Here is a 24,018-nt window from a genome sequence, read left to right as displayed (position 1 = left end):
CGGCTGCTCGCAATGACAGAAACAACAACCACCAATCGAAAAAGCATACTATAGAACAAACTTAGCTAAGTCAAGATTAGTTATTATTTTTGATAATTGATTTTCTACGAATTTATCATCGATAGTTATTTTTTTGCCTTTCATTTCGCTAGCTTCAAAGCTTATATCCTCAAGCAAATTCTCAAGTATAGTATGCAGCCTTCTAGCCCCTATATCTTCGACTTCTAAATTAACGGTGATCGCATAATCCGCTATCTTCTCAATAGCAGAATCCGTAAATTCAAGATGCACGTCTTCAGTACCTATTAACGCCGAATATTGCTTTATTAAACTAGTTTCAGGCTCAAGCAATATTTTAATCATATCATCTTTGGTGAGCGAATTTAATTCTACTCTAATCGGTAACCTTCCTTGTAACTCCGGTAATAAATCAGAAGGTTTAGCAATATGGAAAGCACCGGAAGCAATAAATAATATATGATCGGTTTTAACCGGTCCATATTTAGTATTAACCGTTGTTCCTTCTATCAAAGGTAGCAAATCTCTTTGTACACCCTCTCTACTTATTTCGGCATTTTTTGCTCCGGAACTACCGGTCGAAGCTATTTTATCAATTTCGTCAATAAAAACTATCCCATCATTTTCAGCTAAATTTATAGCTTGCTGAATAATTTTTTCTTGGTCTATTAATTTTTCTGATTCCTCAGGTATAATAATAGCCATAGCATCTTTAACTAGCATTTTTTTTGTTTTAGTCTTACTGCTGCCAAGGGCTCGTCCAATCATATCGCCAAGGTTAAGAACGCCCATAGATGCTCCCGGCATGCCTGGTATTTCAAAACTTCCACCACCGACAGGTGTAGTATCAGCTACGCTAATTTCGATTTCCGTATCATCAAGTTCACCGTTTAAAATTTTTTCTTTGAACTTTTCTCTAGTCTCACTACTAGAAGTTTTACCTACTAAACTATCTAATATTCTCTCTATCGCTTTTTCACGTGCATTAATATCTACTTCCATTTTTGCTAAAGTTTTTTCAGTATTAACGGCTATTTCGACTAAATCACGAATTATTGATTCTACATCACGCCCTACATATCCGACTTCGGTAAATTTAGTTGCTTCAATTTTATAGAAAGGAGAATTAGTCAGCTTTGCAAGGCGTCTTGCTATTTCCGTTTTCCCGACACCGGTTGAACCGATCATTAAAATATTTTTCGGTACTATTTCATTACGTAAATTACCTTCTACTCTTTTACGACGACAGCGATTTCTAAGTGCAATAGCAACAGCTTTTTTGGCCTTTTCTTGACCTACGATAAATCTATTAAGTTCATTAACTATTTGAGAAGGGGTAAGCCCCATAGGGTCTTTTTTATAAGTAGTTTTAGTAGCTTTCATACAACTTTTTCCATTATAATATTATGATTAGAAAATACACACAAATCTGCAGCTATATTCATAGATTTTAAAGCAATTTCTTCAGCAGTTAAATTGTTCTCGTAAGACATTAAAGCACGAGCGGCAGATAGTGCAAATAAACCGCCTGAACCTATTGCTGCAACATTATTTTCAGGCTCTACGACATCACCGTTACCGGTTAAAATTAATATATGACTACGATCGGCAACAATCATCATTGCTTCCAAACGTCTCAAATATTTATCGTTACGCCAATCTTTTGCAAGCTCAACTGCACTTCTAAGTAAATTATGCTTATATTGCTCTATCTTTACTTCAAGTTTTTCAAATAACGCAAGACCGTCAGCCGTAGAACCCGCAAAACCGGCAATAATTTTATTATTTGCTATAGTCCGAAGTTTTCGTGCTGTAGATTTTAGTACGGTATTACCATGCGAGACTTGTCCATCTGCTGCTATAATTATTTCTTCGTTCTTTTTTAAACAAAGTATTGTTGTGCCGTGTAAGGCTAAATTATCTGACATAATATAAAATTTATTGATATTAAGTTGTTAATTAGGTACTATATAGGATTGAATTACTCCTAAATAAAATGAAGAGTTATTCGACACAGCTTCAAAAAGAGCTAGGAGTTCAAAGTCCTCGGAACGGAAGCCGTTACTTAATATAGTTCGTACCGCAACTCTTGTAGAACATTGTCACCAATTTTTGAAGTTCTATCTTAGTATATACTCAAATGCTTTCAAGAATTGAATTTGTTATCAAATGGTGAACGCACGCAGCTTATACTTAATAAGTGAGTACATGAATCCATGAAGATAACTAAAGAGCAATTCTTGAAAGCAGCAGAGTATACTTGACTAATCCGGTTTAATTAATTATTGTCCCTTGAATTTTCAAGGCTTAAACTTAAATAATGAATATATACGCAATATACATTAACTCCACACAAAAAAATAATAATTTTATTGTTATTGAAGAAGGCTTTTCATGGATAGCTGCTCTTTTAAGTATATTTTGGGCATTATACCATAAAATGCGGTTAGTTGTTGCTATTGCCGTAATAGCAAATATAATCGTTACGGCGATTAATATCGAAGAGTTAAAGTTTATATTTAAGATAGTCTTAATATTAGGCTTCGGCTTTTTTGCTTCAGATATTAGAGAAAATTATTTAAAAAGAAATAATTACCGACTAGAAGATATAATAATTGCCAACTCTAGCATTGAAGCTGAATTGAAATTTTTAGAACGTAGTATGCTTGTTTAATTTACATCATTGCGAGAAGAATTACGCAGTAATAAAGGCGAAGCAATCTCAGGATATTTGACGAGATTGCCGCGTCGCCTACGGCTCCTCGCAATGACGATTTTCGCTTCAATAAAGCCTTTAACAAGAATAAAATGATGTATAACAAAGAAAATGTTTTTGCAAAAATTATAGATAAAAATCTTCCGGCAAAAATAATTTATGAAGACGAACAAATTTTAGCATTTAAAGATATAGCACCCGTAGCACCTGTACATATTATCGTTATACCTAAAAACGAATATATAGATTATTCGGATTTTATCTCTAAAGCTCAAATAGACGAAATAAAACATTTTTTTGCTAAAATTTCTGATATAGCAAATGAAGCGGGTTTAGATAAAGACGGCTATCGTTTAATAACTAATAAAGGCGAAAAATCGGGACAAACCATTTTTCATTTTCACTTCCATATTATCGGAGGCGAAAAACTCATCGGATTAATAAATAAATGACTAAAAAATACAATATTGCAGTAATCGGAGCTACAGGAAATGTAGGGCGTGAAACTCTAAATATTCTAGCTGAGCGTAATTTTCCCGTTAATAAAATTTATGCTATAGCTTCAGATAACTCTATCGGACGAGAAATAAGTTATGGAGAAAAAATACTGAAAATCAGTAATTTAACTAATTTAAATTTTGATGATATCGATATTGCTTTTTTTTGTGCAGGTTCAGAAGTTTCAAAAGAATTTGTACCTAGAGCTACTGCTAGTAATTGTGTAGTTATCGACAAATCCTCACTTTTTAGAGTTGACAATCAAGTACCGTTAATTGTACCTGAGGTTAATTTATCAACACTTAAAGAGTTTAATACTAAAAATATCATAGCTAACCCTAACTGTATAGTAATTCCGCTTGCAGTAGCATTAAAACCGCTAGATAATGAAATAAAGATTAAAAGAGTAGTGATATCTACTTATCAATCAGTATCAGGAGCAGGTAAAGCAGGAATGGACGAACTCTACGACCAAACAAAATCTAAATATGTTTTTGGAGAGAATGATCCTAAGAAATTTCCAAAACAGATTGCATTTAATCTTTTTCCTCATATAGGTGATTTAAATACAGACGGCTATACAAGTGAAGAAGCAAAAATTGCTTTTGAACTAAACAAAATTATGGGCAATCACTTTAAAGCTAGTGTTACTTCCGTGCGAGTACCGGTATTTATCGGTCATTCTATATCGGTTAACATAGAATCTAACGACAAAATGGACGCTAACATCGCTGAAGAAATATTACAAGATGCCGATGGAATTGTTACAATTTCTAATAATAATGACCTTGCTTATATCTCGCCCGTTGAAGTGGTAGGCGAAGATGCCGTATATGTCTCCCGCATTAGAAATGACGTAAGTAGAGATAACACGATAAATCTATGGATTACATGTGATAACTTACGTAAAGGAGCAGCTTTAAACAGTGTCCAAATTGCTGAAGAACTAATTAATAATTATTTATAATATAACTAATATGGATAATAAAAATAATAATCTAAATAAAAAAAACCCGCTAGTAATAGCATTAGGCGAATGTAGAACAGCTTTTTGGATAGTCTTTTGGTTTGCTTTTGTAATCAACTTACTAATGTTAATTACTCCTCTTTACTCACTACAAGTTCTTGATAGAGTACTTGGAAGCGGTAATCTACAAACATTATTATTTTTATCGATAATAATCGCATATATCTATTTTGTTTACGGATTATTACAAATTGCTCGTTCTTTTACACTTATAAAGGTAGGAGAATGGCTTGATAGAACAGTAGCTCCCGTAATTTTTGCTTCTTCAATTTCTGCAGCTGCAACACGAGCAAATATGGGTTCTAGCCAATTATTACGTGATTTTCAAGCCGTCAAAACATTCCTAACAAGTACTGGAATTAATACTTTATTCGATGCCCCTTGGAGCCTTATCTATATTGCCGTTATTTTCTCAATTCATCCATATATCGGTCTTATTACCGTTTTTGGTGCAATTATCATAGTTTCAACCGCTTTCTTTAACGCTGCTGCTACTAATAAAACGCTCGGTGAAGCTACCGAATTTTCGATAAAAGGTATGACACAAGCCGATATTGCAAACAGAAATGCAGAAGCAATTGAAGCAATGGGAATGATGAAGAATGTTACAAAAAATTGGCATAAATTTAACATATTAGCACTTGATAAACAATCAGTTGCTAGCTATCGTAACGGTGTTATTTCTAACTTTTCAAGGTTTATCCGTAACATAATGCAAATGGCTGTTACCGGAGTCGGTGCTTACATTGTTGTAAAATCTCACAGTGCAGATATGACTCCCGGTAATATGATTATGAGTTCTATCATAGTCGGTAGAGCTCTTGCTCCTTTCGATAATGCTATTGATTTATGGAAAAGTATGAGCGGTGCTATTAAATCATACAAAAACATTAATAATTTATTTAACACTTATTCTTCTAGAGATGAAGCGATGCCAATTCCGAACGTTGATGGTCATCTTACTGTTGAAAATATTTATTATGCTCATCCTATACCGAAACATTTACCACAACCTCCCGTACCAAAATATATCTTAAAAGGCGTTAGTTTTGCAGTACAACCGGGCGAAGTTTTAGCAATTATCGGTCCTTCGGCTACAGGAAAATCAACTTTAGCTAAAATCATAGTCGGGGTATGGAAAGAATCATCAGGTTCCGTACGTTTAGATAGTGCTGAAATTTATCGTTGGAATAGAGAAGATTTTGGTAGACATGTTGGTTATCTTCCTCAAGGAATAGAACTTTTTAGCGGTAGTATTAAACAAAATATAGCTAGAATGGAAGAAGATGCCGATCCGCAAAAAGTTATTGAAGCAGCTAAAATAGCCGGAGCTCATGAAATGATATTAAGATTTCCTGACGGTTATGATTCTGATATCGGTCCTGCAGGCTCTAATCTATCAGGTGGTCAAAAACAACGTATCGGGCTTGCTAGGGCTTTTTACGGCAATCCAAAACTCATCATTTTAGATGAGCCTAATGCTAATTTAGATGAGGCAGGTGAAGTCGCGCTTGCAAGTGCCTTAAAACAAGCAAAACTTAAAGGAATAGCAGTTCTTGTAATTTCACATAGACCATCCGTATTATCCGTTGTTGATAAAATTCTAATATTACAGGATGGAGCCGTTGCAGTTTACGGAACGGAAGAAGAGATTCAAAAACACTTTAAAACTTTAAAAAGCGGCACAATTCATATTAATAACTAATAATGTCATATCATGACTTGACTGGCATTGTTGTATATATACCGAATCATCATTGCGAGGAAATTGCATAGCAATTGACGAAGCAATCCAGTAAAAAATTCTGATTTACAGAATTTTTTTTAATTATTTTTTTCTGGATTGCCGCGTCGCTTCGCTCCTCGCAATGACGGTTTGGGTATCCACGCAACAATGCTTTCCCAACGTTACTGGGAATGACATCGAAAACAACGCAGACAGACACCGACTAAAAATAATAATGATTAAATATTATGCAGGACTTAAAACACAATAAACTTCAAATTACTCCGGAACAATTGAAACAATTATTGTCCTTACGCGAAGACTCATTAAACCTTAAAGGTCAAAGCTCTAAACGTAAAGCTTTAATAAATACTACATTAAAGAAAACCTCTCATACTATAGAATTCTTATTAGTAAAACTTGATAGGTTTGTTAATTTTATTACCAAGAAAACTGATAAAGATCGTAATAACGTAGCCCAGGCTGCAAGGTCACCTATACTTTTCGGTATTTATGTTATTATCTTTTTAGTATTAATAGGCGGATTATGGTCGGCTCTTGCTCCACTTGATAGCGGTGCTGTAGCTGTCGGTATCGTAATGCCAAGCACAAATAAAAAAACGATTCAACATAATGAAGGTGGAATAATCAATGCTATTTACGTTAAGCAAGGTGATAAAGTCAAAGAAGGCGATAAGTTAATAGAGCTTGAAGAAACTAGAATAAAAAGCGAACATGAAAATATTCTTGGTCAGTACCGTAATTTTTTAGCAACTGAAAATCGTTTAATTGCCGAACGTGATAATTTAGAACAAATCGAATTCTCTGATTTTCTAATGCAGGATATAAATTTACCGGAAGTAGCTAAAATAATTCATACACAGGAAAATTTATTTAGATCTAGAAAAGAAGTATATAACTCAGAGAAAGATGCATTACATCAAAATATTGCTCAACTTGAGAAAAAAATTGAAGGTTTAGAAGCAAAAAAAGTTGCCGCTTCCAAAACTGCTGAAGTTTATCAAGACCGTTTAAAAGCTTTAAGAACGTTAAAAGAAAAAGGCTTTGTACAAAAAGCAGCTTTATTAGATCAAGAGGCAAAAGTTGCCGCTTCAAAAAGCGATGTTGCAACAACTGAAGCCGAAATAGCAGGGATACGCCATGCTATTACCGAAACTCAAATTAAAATTATAAATCAACAAAATAAATACACTGAACGGACTTTAACAGAGCTTCGTGAAGCTCAAGTACAAACAGCATCTCTTAAAGAAAAATATAATTCCCTGACGGATTCACTTAATCGTGTGATAATCAGATCACCTGTTGACGGTATAGTTAATAATTTAAAATATCATACAATAGGCGGTGTTATAAGTCACGGACAACCTATTATGGAAATTTCGCCAATTAATGACCCATTAATAATAGAAGCAAAGGTATCTCAAAAAAACATTGACTCAGTACATGAGGGATTAGTTGCAAAAATACGTTTCAGTGCATTTAAATCAAGAACAACTCCAACATTTACCGGTAAAGTAGTAAGCATATCTCCCGATATAGTACAAGATGAAAGACAACATCCGGGACAACAGCAAGATAATTATTATGTTGCAAGAGTTGAAATCGATATGGATGAATTTGATAAAGTTGCTAAAGTTAAAAATTTGGAATTACACCCTGGTATGCAAGCTGAGGTACAAATCGTAACCGGTACTAGAACACTACTTAGATATTTACTTGATCCCGTTACTGATACTGCATTTAAAGCTTTCAGAGAAAAATAGATAATTTGAAAATTTTAGGTTAGATAACTTTACATAATCTAGATATTTTGTAACAATATTTATTAAAAATTCTTAATCCTTTATTGACTTTTAATCAAAAAAGTATAGCTTATTTAGTAATCTAATTATATATAATAGGTTATGTTAGGCTACGAAAAAGAACAAAGAAGTTTAAATAAAGAACAAAAACAAGCTGTCGGATTACTTTCTATAGGTACATTTCTAGAGTATTTTGACCTTATGCTTTATGTGCATATGGCGGTGCTTTTAAATAATTTATTTTTTCCGGAATATGATCCCTTCACTTTTTCGCTGCTTACTGCCTTTTCTTTCTGCTCTACCTACTTGTTAAGACCTATAGGAGCATTAATATTCGGATATATAGGCGATCATTTTGGACGTAAGATTGTAGTTGTTTTAACTACTCTATTAATGGCTATTACTTGTATGATTATAGGCAGTATGCCAACATATGCACAGATAGGTATAACAGCCTCTTGGGTTCTTACTATATGTCGTATAATTCAAGGTATGTCGGCAACTGCAGAAGCACGAGGTGCAGAGCTATATTTAACCGAAAATTCATCTCCTCCTATACAATATTCATTAGTAGCAATTATAACCGTATTTTCTGCCGTAGGCACGACAGTAGCACTAGGTATTGCATCAATTTTTACTAATCAAAATATTTATCAACATGAATCAAGTTGGCGTATAGCCTTTTTTGTTGGTGCAACTATTGCTTTTGTAGGTACTATTGCGAGGACTAGTTTAAAAGAAGCAGAGGCATTTTCAAATAAAAAAAATAAATTAAAACTAAGACTTCAAGAAAATAATATTAAGCTTGAAGAAATTGACAAAGATATTCTAGATCAACAAGTTCCAAACGCCACTTCTATTTGGTATTTCTTTATCCAATGTGCTAGACCTCCGTGTTTTTATTTCGTGTATATATATTGTGCTGATATATTAAAAAGAGAATGTGGTTTTACTCCGAATCAAATTATAAATCAAAATTTTTGGGTATCTATAATAGATTTACTCGGTATTATCGGTCTTGCATTTATTAGCTATAAAATCTATCCTTTAAAAATCTTAAAGGTAAAATTATATCTATTTTTTACCTCTCTCATTTTTTTTCCTATAATGTTAAATTATAACCCTACTCCTTTATATATTTTTATTTTTCAATGTTTAGCTGCATTATTCGTATTTGATCATGTACCGGCAGCTCCTATATTTTATAAATATTTTCCGGTTTTTAAGAGATTTACATATACTAGTATGCTAAGTGCAATAGCAAAATTATTTACTTATATTATAACGTCATTTGGTTTAGTTTATATTACCAATTATCTAGGATATTGGGGATTATTTTTAATTTTCATTCCGGTAGGTATAACTTTCTTTATGGGAGTAACTTATTTTGAGAGAATGGAAAAGAATCGAAATTTACAATTTTATTAAAAGTAGAATTTATATTAAACTTTAAATTATTTTGAAAATTTTAGGTTAGATAACTTTACATAATCTAGATATTTTGTAACAATATTTATTAAAAATTCTTAATCCTTTATTGACTTTTAATCAAAAAAGTATAGCTTATTTAGTAATCTAATTATATATAATAGGTTATGTTAGGCTACGAAAAAGAACAAAGAAGTTTAAATAAAGAACAAAAACAAGCTGTCGGATTACTTTCTATAGGTACATTTCTAGAGTATTTTGACCTTATGCTTTATGTGCATATGGCGGTGCTTTTAAATAATTTATTTTTTCCGGAATATGATCCCTTCACTTTTTCGCTGCTTACTGCCTTTTCTTTCTGCTCTACCTACTTGTTAAGACCTATAGGAGCATTAATATTCGGATATATAGGCGATCATTTTGGACGTAAGATTGTAGTTGTTTTAACTACTCTATTAATGGCTATTACTTGTATGATTATAGGCAGTATGCCAACATATGCACAGATAGGTATAACAGCCTCTTGGGTTCTTACTATATGTCGTATAATTCAAGGTATGTCGGCAACTGCAGAAGCACGAGGTGCAGAGCTATATTTAACCGAAAATTCATCTCCTCCTATACAATATTCATTAGTAGCAATTATAACCGTATTTTCTGCCGTAGGCACGACAGTAGCACTAGGTATTGCATCAATTTTTACTAATCAAAATATTTATCAACATGAATCAAGTTGGCGTATAGCCTTTTTTGTTGGTGCAACTATTGCTTTTGTAGGTACTATTGCGAGGACTAGTTTAAAAGAAGCAGAGGCATTTTCAAATAAAAAAAATAAATTAAAACTAAGACTTCAAGAAAATAATATTAAGCTTGAAGAAATTGACAAAGATATTCTAGATCAACAAGTTCCAAACGCCACTTCTATTTGGTATTTCTTTATCCAATGTGCTAGACCTCCGTGTTTTTATTTCGTGTATATATATTGTGCTGATATATTAAAAAGAGAATGTGGTTTTACTCCGAATCAAATTATAAATCAAAATTTTTGGGTATCTATAATAGATTTACTCGGTATTATCGGTCTTGCATTTATTAGCTATAAAATCTATCCTTTAAAAATCTTAAAGGTAAAATTATATCTATTTTTTACCTCTCTCATTTTTTTTCCTATAATGTTAAATTATAACCCTACTCCTTTATATATTTTTATTTTTCAATGTTTAGCTGCATTATTCGTATTTGATCATGTACCGGCAGCTCCTATATTTTATAAATATTTTCCGGTTTTTAAGAGATTTACATATACTAGTATGCTAAGTGCAATAGCAAAATTATTTACTTATATTATAACGTCATTTGGTTTAGTTTATATTACCAATTATCTAGGATATTGGGGATTATTTTTAATTTTCATTCCGGTAGGTATAACTTTCTTTATGGGAGTAACTTATTTTGAGAGAATGGAAAAGAATCGAAATTTACAATTTTATTAAAAGTAGAATTTATATTAAACTTTAAATTATTTTGAAAATTTTAGGTTAGATAACTTTACATAATCTAGATATTTTGTAACAATATTTATTAAAAATTCTTAATCCTTTATTGACTTTTAATCAAAAAAGTATAGCTTATTTAGTAATCTAATTATATATAATAGGTTATGTTAGGCTACGAAAAAGAACAAAGAAGTTTAAATAAAGAACAAAAACAAGCTGTCGGATTACTTTCTATAGGTACATTTCTAGAGTATTTTGACCTTATGCTTTATGTGCATATGGCGGTGCTTTTAAATAATTTATTTTTTCCGGAATATGATCCCTTCACTTTTTCGCTGCTTACTGCCTTTTCTTTCTGCTCTACCTACTTGTTAAGACCTATAGGAGCATTAATATTCGGATATATAGGCGATCATTTTGGACGTAAGATTGTAGTTGTTTTAACTACTCTATTAATGGCTATTACTTGTATGATTATAGGCAGTATGCCAACATATGCACAGATAGGTATAACAGCCTCTTGGGTTCTTACTATATGTCGTATAATTCAAGGTATGTCGGCAACTGCAGAAGCACGAGGTGCAGAGCTATATTTAACCGAAAATTCATCTCCTCCTATACAATATTCATTAGTAGCAATTATAACCGTATTTTCTGCCGTAGGCACGACAGTAGCACTAGGTATTGCATCAATTTTTACTAATCAAAATATTTATCAACATGAATCAAGTTGGCGTATAGCCTTTTTTGTTGGTGCAACTATTGCTTTTGTAGGTACTATTGCGAGGACTAGTTTAAAAGAAGCAGAGGCATTTTCAAATAAAAAAAATAAATTAAAACTAAGACTTCAAGAAAATAATATTAAGCTTGAAGAAATTGACAAAGATATTCTAGATCAACAAGTTCCAAACGCCACTTCTATTTGGTATTTCTTTATCCAATGTGCTAGACCTCCGTGTTTTTATTTCGTGTATATATATTGTGCTGATATATTAAAAAGAGAATGTGGTTTTACTCCGAATCAAATTATAAATCAAAATTTTTGGGTATCTATAATAGATTTACTCGGTATTATCGGTCTTGCATTTATTAGCTATAAAATCTATCCTTTAAAAATCTTAAAGGTAAAATTATATCTATTTTTTACCTCTCTCATTTTTTTTCCTATAATGTTAAATTATAACCCTACTCCTTTATATATTTTTATTTTTCAATGTTTAGCTGCATTATTCGTATTTGATCATGTACCGGCAGCTCCTATATTTTATAAATATTTTCCGGTTTTTAAGAGATTTACATATACTAGTATGCTAAGTGCAATAGCAAAATTATTTACTTATATTATAACGTCATTTGGTTTAGTTTATATTACCAATTATCTAGGATATTGGGGATTATTTTTAATTTTCATTCCGGTAGGTATAACTTTCTTTATGGGAGTAACTTATTTTGAGAGAATGGAAAAGAATCGAAATTTACAATTTTATTAAAAGTAGAATTTATATTAAACTTTAAATTATTTTTATAACATTCAGCATATATAAGCTCTGAAACTGAAGGTATTTCAAGTATTTCACTTAACACTAAAAAGCTTTTTAATGTCTCTTTAATTATTTTATGAGCTTTTTCAGGCGATTTTGCTTCTAAAGTTTGTAAATTATGTATCCTATCAAAAAGTTTTATAAGAGCAGTATCGTATCTTTTTTGTTTAATTAATAAAATAAGACTTTTCTCGCTACTTATTTTTCCACAAGGTTTAATTCTAGTTAGACCTTCTACATGCCTTGCTACTTCTTCATCAAAAATGTTACTAATCATTTCTTCAGTAAGTTTAGTATCTTCAATAGTGTCATGAAGTAATGCAGCTTGTAGCATTCTAAAAGTAAAGAGTTTAGGCACTTCTTTCGCTACAAATTCTGCTACCATAATTGTTACTGCGATTGGATGAGAATAATAAGGATCACCCGATTGACGCATTTGCTCACCATGATATTTACGAGCATAATAAATACCTTTTTTAATTTCTCTAATATCAACAGGTTGTTTTACTTGGGTATTTAAAAATAAAAGCCTTTTGATTAATTTATGTGAATATTTACAACTTTCAAAATTTTTTTCCCAATATTCTATATTTTTTTCCCAATATTCTATATCTTTCATAAAATCTCCCAATTACATATATATTATTTTATTGGTTTTTCTTATGATTATTTTTTATATTTTCTTTTTAAAATCTAATATTTAATAATTTTTCTATTTTTAATGCTAAAAAATAACTATATATTAAAAATAGTTTTTTACAAAGATTTATATGTCATCCTTAACTATCACCTATATTTTTCTCATTACAACAATCTTAATATCTTTATTTTGTCGTGATAAAAGACTTGCATATTTAGGCATAGGCATTACAATTTTAGCCGCTTTATATCAAGGCGTAATAAATATATAGGAGTTGGGGCTTTATCTATTTTTGCTGCTATTACTTATACCTATTTTAATTTACAGCTAAATAAAGTACTAAAAACCTCATTATTTATATTAATCTCCCTTTGTTTTACTTTATTTGCTTTTCATAAAGTTCCGGGATTTTTTAATATACTTGCTATTAATAAAGTACAGTTATCGGAATTATCCATACCATTTTCTATGTATCTAAATTTTGATAAGATAATACCGGCTTTAATAATTTTTTCTGTCAGTGATTTATATATTTTAGAAAAACAAGAACATACGAATGCTATAAGATATACTTCTCTTTCTCTATTACTATGTATAGCAATAATTATGGTTCTATCTTTAATAAGCGGTTATGTCTTATTTGAACCTAAAATCCCAACCATACTACCAATATGGGCAATTAATAATTTCTTTTTCGTATGTATAGCTGAGGAAACATTCTTTCTAGGTTTTTTTTACAAAGAACATTACAAAATCTTTTACCGAAACGGCAAATTTTAGCTGTTATTATAGCATCTTTAATATTTGAGGTCGCACATTTTCAAGGCGGAATAATATATATAGCCTTAAGTACTATATGCGGTTTTTTCTATGGTTATACATATAAACAGGCAAAATATTATGCTCTATGATAGTCCATTTTGGTCTAAATCTATGCCATTTATTGTTATTTACTTATCCTGCTCTTAAAACTTTGTGAAATAAATCTAATTTTAATAGACAAAGTTATAGAGTTTTTTTATTTATAAATAGTAAACATAATAACTAAGTTTTATGAAAAAGACATCCCTACGGATTTATTACCTTCAGAATATGAGTTAGCAAGCTCTAATAATGCTGCTTTGACTCTACTTTTAATGGGAGCAACTTTATTATTCTTGATAGGTTATTGCTGCTACTGTTGTTTTGATAATGAGCAAAAAGATATGGGGCTTGAATTAATCGGTGACCACCACGAACATGATGAATAATATTTTAAAATTATTTCATGGTTCTTAATGTCATTCCTGCGTAGGCAATTATAGTGCCGGATTTTTACTTTATGTCATTCCCGCGAAAGCGGGAATCCAGAAAAATAACTTCAAATATCGATATGGGAGTTATTTATTTAAAAAATAAACCTAAAAAAACTTATTTTTTATATGTTTTACTGGATTCCCGCCTACGCGGGAAAGCATTGTTACGTAGACCGGTAAAACCTACTGTGTCACCCCGTGGCTTGACCACGGGGTCCATAAAAACAATAAAAAATACTAATAATTTTAGTATTTTTAACTGGATCTCGTGGTCAAGCCACGGGATGACAGAGGTAAAACTGATCCACGCAACAATACCTCCTCGCAATGACGATTTGGTATCCACACAGGCAATGCCCAGCCTACAATTTACTTGGATCAAAGCTAAAATTAATCTCTTTCCAATGGTTAAAACGAGCAGGATCAAGATTTTCGATGGGGCTTGCTTGCCATACCGCTCTAATTGCATTATCCGCTAAAGCTTCACAAACACTAGCCGGAATATTAGGACAAATTCTTTCTTTAACCTTTGCCTGTTCAACGTTCCCTGCTTTATCTAGCGTAATACTAATAATGACTTTTACCTTATTATTACCTCTAACCCCTGCCGGTACATTACTCCAGTGTCTTTCAATCTGTCTTTTTATTAAAGATGTTTCACTATCGGAAAGAGGCAGTCCATCAGTATAAACACCTTTAGCTTCTTTTGCATTATCAACTTTTTTTGATCTTTGATGCTTATTGGATTTTACATTATTTCCTTCCGAAGATTGCTCTAAATTCTTCAGTAAAGAATCAAGCTCATCGGTTTTAGGCTCTTTTTTCTTTACCTCTTTTGGTTTCTCTTCCGGTTTCTTTTCTTCTTTCTTCTCTTCAGGCTTTTTCACTTCCTCTACCGGTTTTTTTTCCTCTTCTTTAGGCTTTTCTTCCTTTACTTCTTCTTTCTTCTCAGGTAACGCTTCTTTCGCTTCTTCAGGCTTTGGTTCTTCTATAGGTTTTTTCTCTTCTATTTTTGGCTTTTCTTCTATTGTTTTAGCTTCAGGCTCTTTTGCTTTTTCTTCTTTTGGCAAATCTTGTTGCGGTTCTTCTTCTTTTGGCTTACTCTGCTCAGACTTTTTAGCATCTTCGTTTTCTATAGGTGCTTCTTTTTGCTTTGTTTGAGTTATAATATTTGATTTATCGCTAACAGGTAGCATTTCAAAAGTTATAGTTTGCTCTTCCGGTAATTTTTCAAAAAGTGACGGCATACCGAATAGAAAAAAATATAAAAGAAGTAAGTGCAGAACAACAGAGAAGCTAAGGAAAATCGTAAAGTTATCCCTATTTTGGTTACTTTTCATTATTTTTAATATTTGAAATAAGAGCTACACGAGAAAAACCGGCAGCATGAATTTCGGCAACTATCTCTACCACCTGCCCATAAGAGACATTTCTATCGCCTCTTACAAAAATTCTAGCATCCTTTTTTTCTTTAGTGATATTTGCAAGCTTGTCGGTTAAATGTGTTCTCTCTATAGGAGTTTCAAGCAGGAAAATTTCACCTTTATTATTGATAGTAACGACTAGCGGTTCATCCTGCCCTGAAATCGGACTTGAATTTGTCTCAGGTAAATCCACATTTACACCTGAAACAAGCATTGGAGAAGTAATCATGAAAATAATTAATAGCACAAGCATCACATCAACGAGCGGAGTAACATTAATTTCGCTAACTACTGCCCTTTTACTTTTTCTATTACTTCCGGCAAGCTTTATAGCCATTACATTTTCTCCTGATCAATTGCCTTAGAAAGTATAGAGTTTAGCTCGCTACTAAAATCTTCAATCTTATTATTGATAAGAGTAATACGGGAAATAAGATAGTTATAAAAAATTACTGCCGGAATAGCTGCAAACAAGCCTATCGCAGTTGCAAGTAACGCTTCGGCAATTCCGGGAGCTACTACGGCAAGAGAAGTATTTTTGGAAGTAGCAATCGATTGGAAACTGTGCATAATCCCCCAAACAGTACCGAATAAGCCTACGAAAGGAGCACTTGACCCAACAGTTGCCAGGAAGCTTAAATTCTTCTCAAGCTTTTCGACTTCCCTATTTTGAGCTAAGTACATTGCACCCGTTATACGCTCTTTATGGTTGTTTTTTAACGCATCGGAAAGCCCTTTAGTATTTAAACTCTTACACTCATCCATAGCTGAGACAAATATCAAAGCTAGCGGATTATTAACCGACCTCTTTATGCTTTCATATAATTGCTCTAATACTCCACCGGACCAAAATACATTTTCAAAATTCTTCATTCTTCGCTGCACTTGTGCTAGCTTAAATATTTTATCCAAAATAATAGCCCATGACCAAATGGAAGCAATAAGCAGCATCAACATAACCGACTTACCGATAATGTCGGAGGAGCTTATTAAAGAAAAAATCGATAAATGATCTTGCGTAACAATTTCTAAGCTATCGCTAATATTATTAATATCCGTACTCATAACTTCCTTGATAAATGATAGACGAAGTTTAATTTGGAAAAAAGCAAGGCATTTTGAAGATTTTAACCGCAGCGTACATTATTTAGTACGTGAGTATTAAAAGCAAAAAATAACGTAGCCAATTTTTCAAATTAAACGAGTATATAAAATAATATATTCATATTTTACTTTTGTCATTAAGTTATGTGAAAAATTTTGTCATTGTTAGGGAGAGTGTTGATACCGAGCCGTCATTGCGAGCAGTCGTAGACTGCGTGGCAATCCATAAAAATAATAAAAAAATTCTGTAAATCAGAATTTTTTACTGGATTGCTTCGTCAATTACTTTGTAATTTCCTCGCAATGACGTTAAAACCGGTCTACGCGGGAATGACATAAACGGGCTAACAACGTTAGTCAAGCCACGGGATGACACATATTTTTAAACCATTAATTTAATATCTCTTGACCTATCTCAATTTTTTATATAAAGTGCCGCTCTTAAATTTAATCTAGAGTTGCACATGAAATTAACCGAATATTTTAAAAAACTTGAATCTATAGCTTTTGATCCATGGCTTAATAAATACAAACAATTATTTACCTTAAAAGAATTAAACACTGAGATGTTTGACATAATCATTCAAGCTCAAAAAAATAAAAAACATTATAATAAAGAATTAGTGATATTATCTAATGACATTATTGAAAGAGAGATAGGAGCGGATATAAAGCAATCAGAAGCTGCAGTTATTTTTTCTTTAGACCATAGAGAAAATTTATATTCTATATTTACTTGGTTAACTAACTTTCAGTTAGAACAATATTCTAGATTTATATTAAATCTTCCAAAAGATTATAAGGATTATAAAGATTATTTTTTACAAGAAGAACAACAAGGTGGATATTCAAAAATCAAAGCTTTTAATAATGTTCAAGATAAGAAATGGTTAGCAAGAAAATATTTCAATTTATCAAAGCACGAACCATCAAATAATTACCAATTGTTTCAAGAAAATACTTTAAAATTGCAAAAATATTTAGAATATCCTTACGAATATAATACGGCAATTTATAAATCTGAATTTCTAGGCTCAGATAGCTATTATAATTATTCTTGTGATAAGATATAAAAATTATATAATAAAATAATAATTTATTAAGGAAGCCAATATGCTGAAATCAGAAACTATACAAAAATCCGATAAAGCTCCTAAAGTTATACGTGAAGACATTTTTTTTAGACCTTACGGCCTCCCATCTTATTCTATTCGCTATATGGATGACGGCACGACTATATATAGTGAATCTGAATCACTTTATTCTAATGATAAAGTTAAAGTTATAGGTCATGATGCCGGATATTTTCATAAATATTTTGCTGGATTTGGGTTTGAATAATACAATATTGTACAAAATAGAAGTTGGATTTATAATTTGTACAATATTTTTATTATGTTTTATGGTGTAATTTAGCCTTTCGATGTCATTCCAGCGTAGCTTTGTTGCGTGGATACCACCCCGTCATTGCGAGCAGTCACAGACTGTGCGGCAATCCATAAAAATAATAAAAAAAATTCTGTAAATTAGAATTTTTTACTAGATTGCTTCGTCAATTGCTATGCAATTTCCTCGCAATGACGTAAGCTTTTCAAATTATCAACTTTTTCTAAACAACACCATATTTTAAATTAAAAAATCTATTGTCTTCTTAAACTCTCTTGTTATTATTTTTAGAATAGACCTCTTGCATAACGTAGCTAATAAGGAGGAATTTGAAGGAGACACGGAACGCAGAACCGCAGCGTACACTTAAGTACGTGAGGATTCGAGTACCGGATCGACGTACAAATTACCCTTAGAAGCAAGTTATGCAAGAGGTCTATTCTAAAAATAATAACTCTATGTAAAATCTCAAAACTTTCTCATCACATTTATATTTAGCAGTTCTTAAGCCCAACTAATACTAAATTATATTCATGAAAAATACAGAACCTTCAATTACCTTTAAGCTTAATATTGCTGAAATTAATAACACCACTAATATATTATCACAAACTAGTATAAGAAATTTTAGACAAACTACTCTTTGATGTAGAAACAATAGATAAAAACTTTTTATCTATACCGACTTTCAATGTCGCTATGGAAGTAATGACTTACCTATTCAAGCATTTAGATAGTGAAAAAACTATATAGTAAGTAGCAATCAAACTATACAAATTAAGTATTCACTAATGAAACGATTATTATTTAAGTATCCATCCGAAAGTGCCAAACACCCTAAACTGTTAAAAAATTATGAAGCAATACAGAAACTAGGCAATTTTAAAGACGAACCTCTAGAATGGACAGAGCCTGATACACTAACTAAAATTCAAGTAATGAGTCTTGCCTTTCAATGTAGTATATTAAATAGAAGCGATAAAGTTACCGCAGATATATTTAAATATATAATTACAGCAACCAACTTATATTTTAATCACTTTACAAAAGAAGTTGAACAATATAGCAAATGTGCAGAATATATACTTCCCATTCTAAAGCTTATTGAACCGGAATCTCAGCTTAAAATTATCCAAGCACTAGTACCATATATAAAATTTAGCTTAGATTTATCAGGTCAATTCTCTAATTTATTAATAGAGAATAAGAATTTTGAAGAAGCAAAAGCGTTACTTGAAGAATCTATTTTTTCGTTAAATACTAATACTGAAAATCAGGTTTTAGCCCAGTGGTATTATAGAACAGGCCGTACTTATGAGGAAACCGGAAGCTATGATATGTCCACTAAATGTTATGAACATGCCTTTGTGCTTCTACCCACACATCCGACAGCCTCCTATCATTTATGGGCTAATTATAGAATACAAGGCGAATTTGATAAAGCTAACGATTTAATACAATATGTACAGGTAGAATATATAAAACATATTCTAGAAATGTTAACTGATCCATATAAAATTTCTTATGAGAAGTTAAATTTAATTAAAAAAAATGTCTTAGTTCCCTTCTATTCATCAATATATGACGGCTGTGAATATATGGCTTTTTATAACAAAATTTCCAATAAACAAGCAATTACAAAAAAACAGCAATCAATATTAACCGACAAACTAAAAGCAATTAGTGATGCCCCAAGCAATATACTTCTAGCATTCTCACTCGCCCTATGTAGTAAGCAATTTAAAACGGCTTCCGATCTTTTAAATAAGATGCCTGAGCATCAAATAAATTTGTATGAAAAGGCTATTATAAAGCTTCAGAGTTACGTAGACCAAAATTATATATTGCCTCAAAATAATACTCTGAAGCCCGATGAAAAAGTAGAACTTCTTAATGCCATTAATACCACTTTAATAGCAGATAACGAAACTAAATTAACTACTGAAAAATCCAAAAAGATTTTCCAAAATGTTGAAAATGCTCTACAAAATGATTCTTGCAATGAAAATACTTTAGAGATTGGGGTAGTTACTGCCTTATTAAATAATAATCAAGAAAAAGTACAAGAATATGCAAGTAAATTAAGTCAAAACAAACAAGAAGAGATTATTGCAAGCTATTCCCCCGATAATAAGCAAATAGAAAATTTAGAACAATTAATTGATCAATATGATACAAAAAAATTCATCAATATTATCAACTAAAAAAGAAACATAAATTTTATCTAGCCATTCAAAAAATTATCCACTTCAATAATAATTCTTGGAATATTCCTAAAGAAGGACAGATTAAAATTGATAAAGAATTAGATAAAGGTACGGCTATATTACTCGGTAAATATAGAGGATTTGATTGTTACGGTACAATTTCTAAAAAAATCTATAATGCCTTTGATAAAAGTAAAATTATGTCTTTTGTTTCTGCTTTAAAAAAAGGAATAATATATCACAAACACGGAGTAAACGGAGTTAAGCTTATTAAGGACAATGCTTTTAAAGCTAAGTGGGACTGTGATGATCGACTATTTACAAATATATTATATTTTAACAAACAAGGGTTATTATTAAAGTTTGATGAGTATGGTAACCATGCTGAAGTAAAAAAGTTTATTAGCGGTCATCATTTGGAATTCTATAATGTGGAGTGATTAAATTTTCATCGTCATTGCGAGGAAATTACGTAAGTAATTGACGAAGCAATCTCAGGATATTTGACGAGATTGCCACGCAGCCTATGGCTGCTCGCAATGACGATATCTATATTTAATGAACAATGCCTAAAACTTAGGATAATTTAATAGCAGAACTTAAATAATCATTACCGTATTTCTCAATATAATCATCATATTTACCTTTAAAATCAACAATATTTTTCCTATGGGAAAGAGCAATAATTCTTGTTGCTATGGATTTTGCAAAATCACGATCGTGTGTTACTAATATTACCGTACCCTCAAAATCAATTAGAGATTTTTTAAGAGCTTCTCTTGACTCTATATCAAGGTGGTTTGTCGGTTCATCAAGAACCAAAATATTGCTTTTTTCTAGCATCATTTTAGCAAGTAATAACCTTGCACCCTCACCCCCGCTTAAACTCAAAATATTTTTATTTACTTCATCACTACGGAATAATACTTGTCCGAGCGTATTTCTAATAGTATTTTCCGTTTCCTTTTCGGATTGCTTTTTAAGCCAATCAATAATACTAATATTTTCATTAAGTAGCTCATGATGATCTTGAGCGAAATAAGATATTTGTGATTCATAACCCCACTCATAACTACCTTGATCTGCTATTATTTTATTCATTAAGATTTTTAATAAAGTAGATTTACCGATACCGTTTGCACCGATAATAATAATTTTTTCTCCTCGTAATACGTTAAAACTAACTTTATTTAATAGACCTTTTGCATAACTTGCTTCTAAAGGTAATTTATACGTCGATCCGGTACTCGCATCCTCACGTACGCTTGTGTACGCTGCGGTGCTGCGTTCCGTGTATCCTTTAAATTCCTCTTTATTAGCTTCGTTATGCAAAAGGCCTAATATTTGCTTATTCTCAAAATCTTTAGTTATTTGATCGATTTTTAATACTAATTTTCCTGAATTTCTTAGTTGTTTAAATCTAAATAACGGACTAATTCTTGAAGATTTTTGTATATCCGGCAATTCTATTTTCTCTAACTGCTTTTCTCTAGAGGCACTTTGCCTTGCTCTCGTCCCTGCTCTAAATTTATCAACCCAAGCCTGCATATTTTCTATTTTCTTTTCTAAGAAATTTCTCTCGCTTAATTTTTGAGCAGCTATTATCTGCTTTTCTTGAACAAAATTATCATAATTTCCTGTATATAGTTTTATCTCTCCATAATCTATGTCTAAAATATCTGTTGCAACATTATTTAAAAAAGCTAAATCATGCGATATAAAAATTAATATTCCCTTAAAAGAATTTTTTAAATAATTCTCAAGCCAATATATTGAAATAATATCTAAGTGATTTGTCGGTTCATCGAGTAGTAAAATATCGGGATTATTAAATAGACTTTGTGCAAGTAAAACACGAAGCTTATAACCTCCTGATAGAGCAGAAAGCGGCTCATAATGGTATTTTTCGGCTATTCCAAGACCTACAAGTAAACTAGCTGCAAAAATTTCAGCGGTATAACCGTCATTATCGTATATTACCTGTTCAAGCTCACCAAGCTTATACCCATCTTCATCACTACATTCTTGTCGATTTAATATCTCTGCTTTTTCCTGTAAAGCTTTCCATAGCTCCTTATTCCCTGCTATTACCGTATCTATAATTTTAGTATTTTCATAAAGAAATTGATCTTGTTTTAAACAACCTACTTTAGAGTTTTTAGGTATATTAATATCACCGAAAGCCGGTTCTTCTTCCTTAGTCAAGACTTTAAAAAAAGTTGTTTTACCTGCTCCGTTGGCACCTACTAAACCATATCTTTTATTATTTTTAATATGCAAATTTACATCGGTAAATAGTATTTTTGCACCATAACTCATGGCTAAATCATTTATAATAATCATATTTTTAGATTTTAATATTTCTTCAATAACTCAAAAGCTTTTGTAAAATCTACTATATATTCTTCTTCTTTTTCTAAATCTTTAAGTTTGAAATTATTATTCGCCTGCTCTTCGTCACCTATAAAAATAATAAATTTAGCATTTTCATTAAGAACGCGTTGCATTCTTTTAGCTATTTTACCTACAGGATCTATAATAGTAGCAATATTTTGCGAACGTAATTTATCGGCAATTTCTAAAGAGTAAGTAATATTATTTTCACCGATCGGTAATACAAATACCGGCTTTACTTCAGATATATTATATTCCCGCATTAAAGCAATTCGCTCGATACCGGCAGCAAAACCGATAGCCGGTACATTATCATTATTACCCATGATTTTAGCAAGCCCGTCATAACGTCCGCCAGCCAAAATAGTGGATTGACTCCCTAGCTTTTTCGTAGTGAATTCAAAAGCAGTATGGCAGTAATAATCAAGCCCTCTAACCAAACGTGGATTTATGCTATATTTTACGCCTAAAATATCAAGATATTTTAGTAACTCCTCAAAATATTCTTTGGATTCATCAGTGTAATATTCAGATAAAACCGGTGCGTTTGCTATTATTTTCTGATCAATTTCGCTTTTAGAATCAAGAATCCGCATTGGGTTTTTGGTCAGCCTTACTTTGCTTTCTTCAGATAATTGATCTTTAAAATCATTTAGATATTCTACTAATTTTTGCTGATAAACACTTCTTGATTCGCTGCATCCAAGAGAGTTAAGCTCTAAAATAGTATCCTGCTCTATTTCAAGTACTTTAAGTATGTCTACGGCCAACTTCAAAGTTTCAGCATCAGTAATAGCACCTTTAGCCCCGATATATTCATAATTTAGTTGATGAAATTGTCTTTGACGCCCTGCTTGCGGTCTGTCATAACGAAAAACAGGACCGGTAGAGAAAAACTTTAAGGGCAATTTATGTTGTAAGCCGTTTGAGATGAAGCTTCTAATAATACCTGCTGTAAATTCAGGCCGTAATGCTACGGAATCATTGCTCTTATCTAAAAAACTGTAGATTTCTTTACTGATTACGTCAGAGCTTTCACCCATCGAGCGGTTAAAAACCTTGCTATACTCGAGTATTGGAGTACTCATTTGCGTATAGCCGTACAATACTCCTACATCCCTTGCTTTGTTAATTATATAGTCGTGAACTTTATAATCATCCGGCAATAGATCTTTCATTCCTCGAAGTGGCTGCAGCTTTTCAGTCATTTGGTTAATTTTGTGGTTTTGTTATGTGACTCTTAAAAACTCTTTGATGTCATACCGTGGCTTGACCACGGTATCAAAAAAAATTAA

Annotated in this window: 26 protein-coding genes and 2 pseudogenes; 19 read left to right on the top strand and 9 right to left on the bottom strand. The window is 31.7% G+C overall.

Going from position 1 to position 24,018, the window contains the following annotated elements:
* Positions 1–48 precede the first annotated feature (48 nt).
* Both hslU and hslV read right to left on the bottom strand, forming a co-directional pair.
* Positions 49–1,401: an ATP-dependent protease ATPase subunit HslU gene (hslU, locus tag BN1174_RS06460; protein WP_040257457.1), complete on the bottom strand. Its 1,353-nt coding sequence runs from the start codon at positions 1,399–1,401 to the stop codon at positions 49–51.
* Complete coding sequence (hslV, locus tag BN1174_RS06455; RefSeq protein ID WP_040257455.1) at positions 1,398–1,946, bottom strand: ATP-dependent protease subunit HslV; 549 nt, start codon at positions 1,944–1,946, stop codon at positions 1,398–1,400. The genes hslU and hslV overlap by 4 nt, the downstream gene beginning before the upstream one ends.
* Positions 1,947–2,338: 392 nt before the next feature.
* Between hslV and BN1174_RS06450 the strand changes: the two genes are divergently transcribed.
* The 9 genes from BN1174_RS06450 (at position 2,339) to BN1174_RS06415 (ending at position 12,222) form a co-directional block, all read left to right on the top strand.
* A complete protein-coding gene (locus tag BN1174_RS06450; protein WP_040257453.1) occupies positions 2,339–2,692 on the top strand; it encodes a hypothetical protein in 354 nt (117 codons plus the stop codon).
* 9 nt (positions 2,693–2,701) lie between these two features.
* Positions 2,702–2,830 (top strand): hypothetical protein, encoded by a 129-nt coding sequence (locus BN1174_RS12375; RefSeq protein WP_269379082.1) that lies wholly within the window; start codon positions 2,702–2,704, stop codon positions 2,828–2,830.
* The gene (locus BN1174_RS06445) at positions 2,830–3,186 is read left to right on the top strand and encodes an HIT domain-containing protein (protein ID WP_040257451.1); all 357 of its coding nucleotides are present in this window, start codon (positions 2,830–2,832) and stop codon (positions 3,184–3,186) included. The genes BN1174_RS12375 and BN1174_RS06445 overlap by 1 nt, the downstream gene beginning before the upstream one ends.
* Entirely contained in the window at positions 3,183–4,199 is a 1,017-nt protein-coding gene (gene asd, locus BN1174_RS06440; protein ID WP_040257449.1) for an aspartate-semialdehyde dehydrogenase, read from the top strand. Before BN1174_RS06445 ends, asd begins: the two co-directional genes overlap by 4 nt.
* A 10-nt stretch (positions 4,200–4,209) precedes the next feature.
* Complete coding sequence (locus BN1174_RS06435) at positions 4,210–5,964, top strand: type I secretion system permease/ATPase (protein ID WP_040257447.1); 1,755 nt, start codon at positions 4,210–4,212, stop codon at positions 5,962–5,964.
* 269 nt (positions 5,965–6,233) lie between these two features.
* Positions 6,234–7,769: an HlyD family type I secretion periplasmic adaptor subunit gene (locus tag BN1174_RS06430; RefSeq protein ID WP_040257445.1), complete on the top strand. Its 1,536-nt coding sequence runs from the start codon at positions 6,234–6,236 to the stop codon at positions 7,767–7,769.
* Between the two features lie 141 nt (positions 7,770–7,910).
* Positions 7,911–9,236 (top strand): MFS transporter, encoded by a 1,326-nt coding sequence (locus tag BN1174_RS06425; RefSeq protein WP_040257443.1) that lies wholly within the window; start codon positions 7,911–7,913, stop codon positions 9,234–9,236.
* A 167-nt stretch (positions 9,237–9,403) separates the two neighbouring features.
* Positions 9,404–10,729, top strand: coding sequence for an MFS transporter (locus tag BN1174_RS06420; protein ID WP_040257443.1), 1,326 nt, complete (start codon positions 9,404–9,406; stop codon positions 10,727–10,729).
* Positions 10,730–10,896: 167 nt separating this feature from the next.
* The gene (locus BN1174_RS06415) at positions 10,897–12,222 is read left to right on the top strand and encodes an MFS transporter (RefSeq protein ID WP_040257443.1); all 1,326 of its coding nucleotides are present in this window, start codon (positions 10,897–10,899) and stop codon (positions 12,220–12,222) included.
* Here BN1174_RS06415 and BN1174_RS06410 read toward each other — a convergent pair.
* On the bottom strand, positions 12,164–12,892 hold the full coding sequence (locus tag BN1174_RS06410; RefSeq protein WP_040257435.1) for an HD domain-containing protein: 729 nt from the start codon (positions 12,890–12,892) through the stop codon (positions 12,164–12,166). The genes BN1174_RS06415 and BN1174_RS06410 overlap by 59 nt on opposite strands.
* 151 nt (positions 12,893–13,043) lie before the next feature.
* On the opposite strand from BN1174_RS06410, the gene BN1174_RS11905 reads away from it, so the two are divergent.
* The 4 genes from BN1174_RS11905 (at position 13,044) to BN1174_RS12745 (ending at position 14,163) form a co-directional block, all read left to right on the top strand.
* Positions 13,044–13,184: a hypothetical protein gene (locus BN1174_RS11905; protein WP_231555826.1), complete on the top strand. Its 141-nt coding sequence runs from the start codon at positions 13,044–13,046 to the stop codon at positions 13,182–13,184.
* A 197-nt stretch (positions 13,185–13,381) separates the two neighbouring features.
* Positions 13,382–13,693: a hypothetical protein gene (locus BN1174_RS11900; RefSeq protein ID WP_231555825.1), complete on the top strand. Its 312-nt coding sequence runs from the start codon at positions 13,382–13,384 to the stop codon at positions 13,691–13,693.
* Positions 13,630–13,824: a CPBP family intramembrane glutamic endopeptidase gene (locus tag BN1174_RS11895; RefSeq protein ID WP_331370598.1), complete on the top strand. Its 195-nt coding sequence runs from the start codon at positions 13,630–13,632 to the stop codon at positions 13,822–13,824. Before BN1174_RS11900 ends, BN1174_RS11895 begins: the two co-directional genes overlap by 64 nt.
* 129 nt (positions 13,825–13,953) lie before the next feature.
* Entirely contained in the window at positions 13,954–14,163 is a 210-nt protein-coding gene (locus tag BN1174_RS12745; RefSeq protein ID WP_082022320.1) for a hypothetical protein, read from the top strand.
* Positions 14,164–14,323: 160 nt separating this feature from the next.
* Here BN1174_RS12745 and BN1174_RS13200 read toward each other — a convergent pair whose 3' ends face one another.
* From BN1174_RS13200 to tolQ, 4 genes are read right to left on the bottom strand one after another with little or no spacing between them, the layout of a single operon-like run.
* Complete coding sequence (locus tag BN1174_RS13200; protein ID WP_197062058.1) at positions 14,324–14,554, bottom strand: hypothetical protein; 231 nt, start codon at positions 14,552–14,554, stop codon at positions 14,324–14,326.
* Between the two features lie 16 nt (positions 14,555–14,570).
* Complete coding sequence (locus BN1174_RS06400) at positions 14,571–15,548, bottom strand: energy transducer TonB (protein ID WP_040257433.1); 978 nt, start codon at positions 15,546–15,548, stop codon at positions 14,571–14,573.
* Complete coding sequence (tolR, locus tag BN1174_RS06395; RefSeq protein WP_040257432.1) at positions 15,538–15,969, bottom strand: protein TolR; 432 nt, start codon at positions 15,967–15,969, stop codon at positions 15,538–15,540. The genes BN1174_RS06400 and tolR overlap by 11 nt, the downstream gene beginning before the upstream one ends.
* Positions 15,969–16,697, bottom strand: a complete 729-nt coding sequence (gene tolQ / locus BN1174_RS06390; RefSeq protein WP_011270836.1) for a protein TolQ — start codon at positions 16,695–16,697, stop codon at positions 15,969–15,971. The genes tolR and tolQ overlap by 1 nt, the downstream gene beginning before the upstream one ends.
* Before the next feature lie 264 nt (positions 16,698–16,961).
* Between tolQ and BN1174_RS13195 the strand changes: the two are divergent.
* The 6 genes and pseudogenes from BN1174_RS13195 to BN1174_RS10970 form a co-directional block, all read left to right on the top strand.
* A pseudogene (locus BN1174_RS13195) lies at positions 16,962–17,053 on the top strand (lytic transglycosylase domain-containing protein); the annotation flags it as partial.
* 147 nt (positions 17,054–17,200) lie between these two features.
* Entirely contained in the window at positions 17,201–17,809 is a 609-nt protein-coding gene (locus BN1174_RS10980; RefSeq protein WP_040257430.1) for a hypothetical protein, read from the top strand.
* Between the two features lie 40 nt (positions 17,810–17,849).
* A complete protein-coding gene (locus tag BN1174_RS06380; RefSeq protein ID WP_040257429.1) occupies positions 17,850–18,077 on the top strand; it encodes a hypothetical protein in 228 nt (75 codons plus the stop codon).
* A 337-nt stretch (positions 18,078–18,414) separates the two neighbouring features.
* Positions 18,415–18,561, top strand: a pseudogene (locus tag BN1174_RS09115) (palindromic element RPE1 domain-containing protein); the annotation flags it as partial.
* A gap of 352 nt (positions 18,562–18,913) precedes the next feature.
* Complete coding sequence (locus BN1174_RS11890; protein ID WP_231555824.1) at positions 18,914–20,326, top strand: tetratricopeptide repeat protein; 1,413 nt, start codon at positions 18,914–18,916, stop codon at positions 20,324–20,326.
* Positions 20,327–20,529: 203 nt separating this feature from the next.
* On the top strand, positions 20,530–20,769 hold the full coding sequence (locus BN1174_RS10970) for a hypothetical protein (RefSeq protein ID WP_231555823.1): 240 nt from the start codon (positions 20,530–20,532) through the stop codon (positions 20,767–20,769).
* Between the two features lie 136 nt (positions 20,770–20,905).
* On the opposite strand, the gene abc-f is transcribed toward BN1174_RS10970, so the two are convergent.
* Together abc-f and hisS are read right to left on the bottom strand one after the other, a co-directional pair.
* Positions 20,906–22,672: a ribosomal protection-like ABC-F family protein gene (gene abc-f, locus BN1174_RS10965; protein ID WP_040257424.1), complete on the bottom strand. Its 1,767-nt coding sequence runs from the start codon at positions 22,670–22,672 to the stop codon at positions 20,906–20,908.
* Positions 22,673–22,683: 11 nt separating this feature from the next.
* Positions 22,684–23,931 carry a histidine--tRNA ligase gene (hisS, locus tag BN1174_RS06355; protein WP_040257422.1) on the bottom strand — a complete coding sequence of 416 codons (1,248 nt, stop codon included), beginning with the start codon at positions 23,929–23,931 and terminating at the stop codon, positions 22,684–22,686.
* Between the last annotated feature and the right edge of the window lie 87 nt (positions 23,932–24,018).

This window comes from Rickettsia hoogstraalii, assembly GCF_000825685.1.
Lineage (GTDB): Bacteria > Pseudomonadota > Alphaproteobacteria > Rickettsiales > Rickettsiaceae > Rickettsia > Rickettsia hoogstraalii.
This window is presented reverse-complemented; position numbering and strand designations above follow the sequence as displayed.

What these genes read in the sequence shown, in the direction of transcription:
- BN1174_RS10980 (WP_040257430.1), top strand. Translation starts at nt 17,201, where the DNA reads ATGAAATTAACCGAATATTTTAAAAAACTTGAATCTATAGCTTTTGAT.
- BN1174_RS06400 (WP_040257433.1), bottom strand. Translation starts at nt 15,548, where the DNA reads ATGAAAAGTAACCAAAATAGGGATAACTTTACGATTTTCCTTAGCTTC.
- BN1174_RS06445 (WP_040257451.1), top strand. Translation starts at nt 2,830, where the DNA reads ATGTATAACAAAGAAAATGTTTTTGCAAAAATTATAGATAAAAATCTT.
- BN1174_RS11905 (WP_231555826.1), top strand. Translation starts at nt 13,044, where the DNA reads ATGTCATCCTTAACTATCACCTATATTTTTCTCATTACAACAATCTTA.
- tolQ (WP_011270836.1), bottom strand. Translation starts at nt 16,697, where the DNA reads ATGAGTACGGATATTAATAATATTAGCGATAGCTTAGAAATTGTTACG.
- BN1174_RS06380 (WP_040257429.1), top strand. Translation starts at nt 17,850, where the DNA reads ATGCTGAAATCAGAAACTATACAAAAATCCGATAAAGCTCCTAAAGTT.
- asd (WP_040257449.1), top strand. Translation starts at nt 3,183, where the DNA reads ATGACTAAAAAATACAATATTGCAGTAATCGGAGCTACAGGAAATGTA.
- hslU (WP_040257457.1), bottom strand. Translation starts at nt 1,401, where the DNA reads ATGAAAGCTACTAAAACTACTTATAAAAAAGACCCTATGGGGCTTACC.
- BN1174_RS06425 (WP_040257443.1), top strand. Translation starts at nt 7,911, where the DNA reads ATGTTAGGCTACGAAAAAGAACAAAGAAGTTTAAATAAAGAACAAAAA.
- BN1174_RS06435 (WP_040257447.1), top strand. Translation starts at nt 4,210, where the DNA reads ATGGATAATAAAAATAATAATCTAAATAAAAAAAACCCGCTAGTAATA.
- BN1174_RS06410 (WP_040257435.1), bottom strand. Translation starts at nt 12,892, where the DNA reads ATGAAAGATATAGAATATTGGGAAAAAAATATAGAATATTGGGAAAAA.
- BN1174_RS06450 (WP_040257453.1), top strand. Translation starts at nt 2,339, where the DNA reads ATGAATATATACGCAATATACATTAACTCCACACAAAAAAATAATAAT.
- BN1174_RS11890 (WP_231555824.1), top strand. Translation starts at nt 18,914, where the DNA reads ATGAAACGATTATTATTTAAGTATCCATCCGAAAGTGCCAAACACCCT.
- BN1174_RS06420 (WP_040257443.1), top strand. Translation starts at nt 9,404, where the DNA reads ATGTTAGGCTACGAAAAAGAACAAAGAAGTTTAAATAAAGAACAAAAA.
- BN1174_RS11900 (WP_231555825.1), top strand. Translation starts at nt 13,382, where the DNA reads ATGTATCTAAATTTTGATAAGATAATACCGGCTTTAATAATTTTTTCT.
- abc-f (WP_040257424.1), bottom strand. Translation starts at nt 22,672, where the DNA reads ATGATTATTATAAATGATTTAGCCATGAGTTATGGTGCAAAAATACTA.
- hisS (WP_040257422.1), bottom strand. Translation starts at nt 23,931, where the DNA reads ATGACTGAAAAGCTGCAGCCACTTCGAGGAATGAAAGATCTATTGCCG.
- hslV (WP_040257455.1), bottom strand. Translation starts at nt 1,946, where the DNA reads ATGTCAGATAATTTAGCCTTACACGGCACAACAATACTTTGTTTAAAA.
- BN1174_RS10970 (WP_231555823.1), top strand. Translation starts at nt 20,530, where the DNA reads ATGTCTTTTGTTTCTGCTTTAAAAAAAGGAATAATATATCACAAACAC.
- BN1174_RS06415 (WP_040257443.1), top strand. Translation starts at nt 10,897, where the DNA reads ATGTTAGGCTACGAAAAAGAACAAAGAAGTTTAAATAAAGAACAAAAA.
- BN1174_RS06430 (WP_040257445.1), top strand. Translation starts at nt 6,234, where the DNA reads ATGCAGGACTTAAAACACAATAAACTTCAAATTACTCCGGAACAATTG.
- tolR (WP_040257432.1), bottom strand. Translation starts at nt 15,969, where the DNA reads ATGGCTATAAAGCTTGCCGGAAGTAATAGAAAAAGTAAAAGGGCAGTA.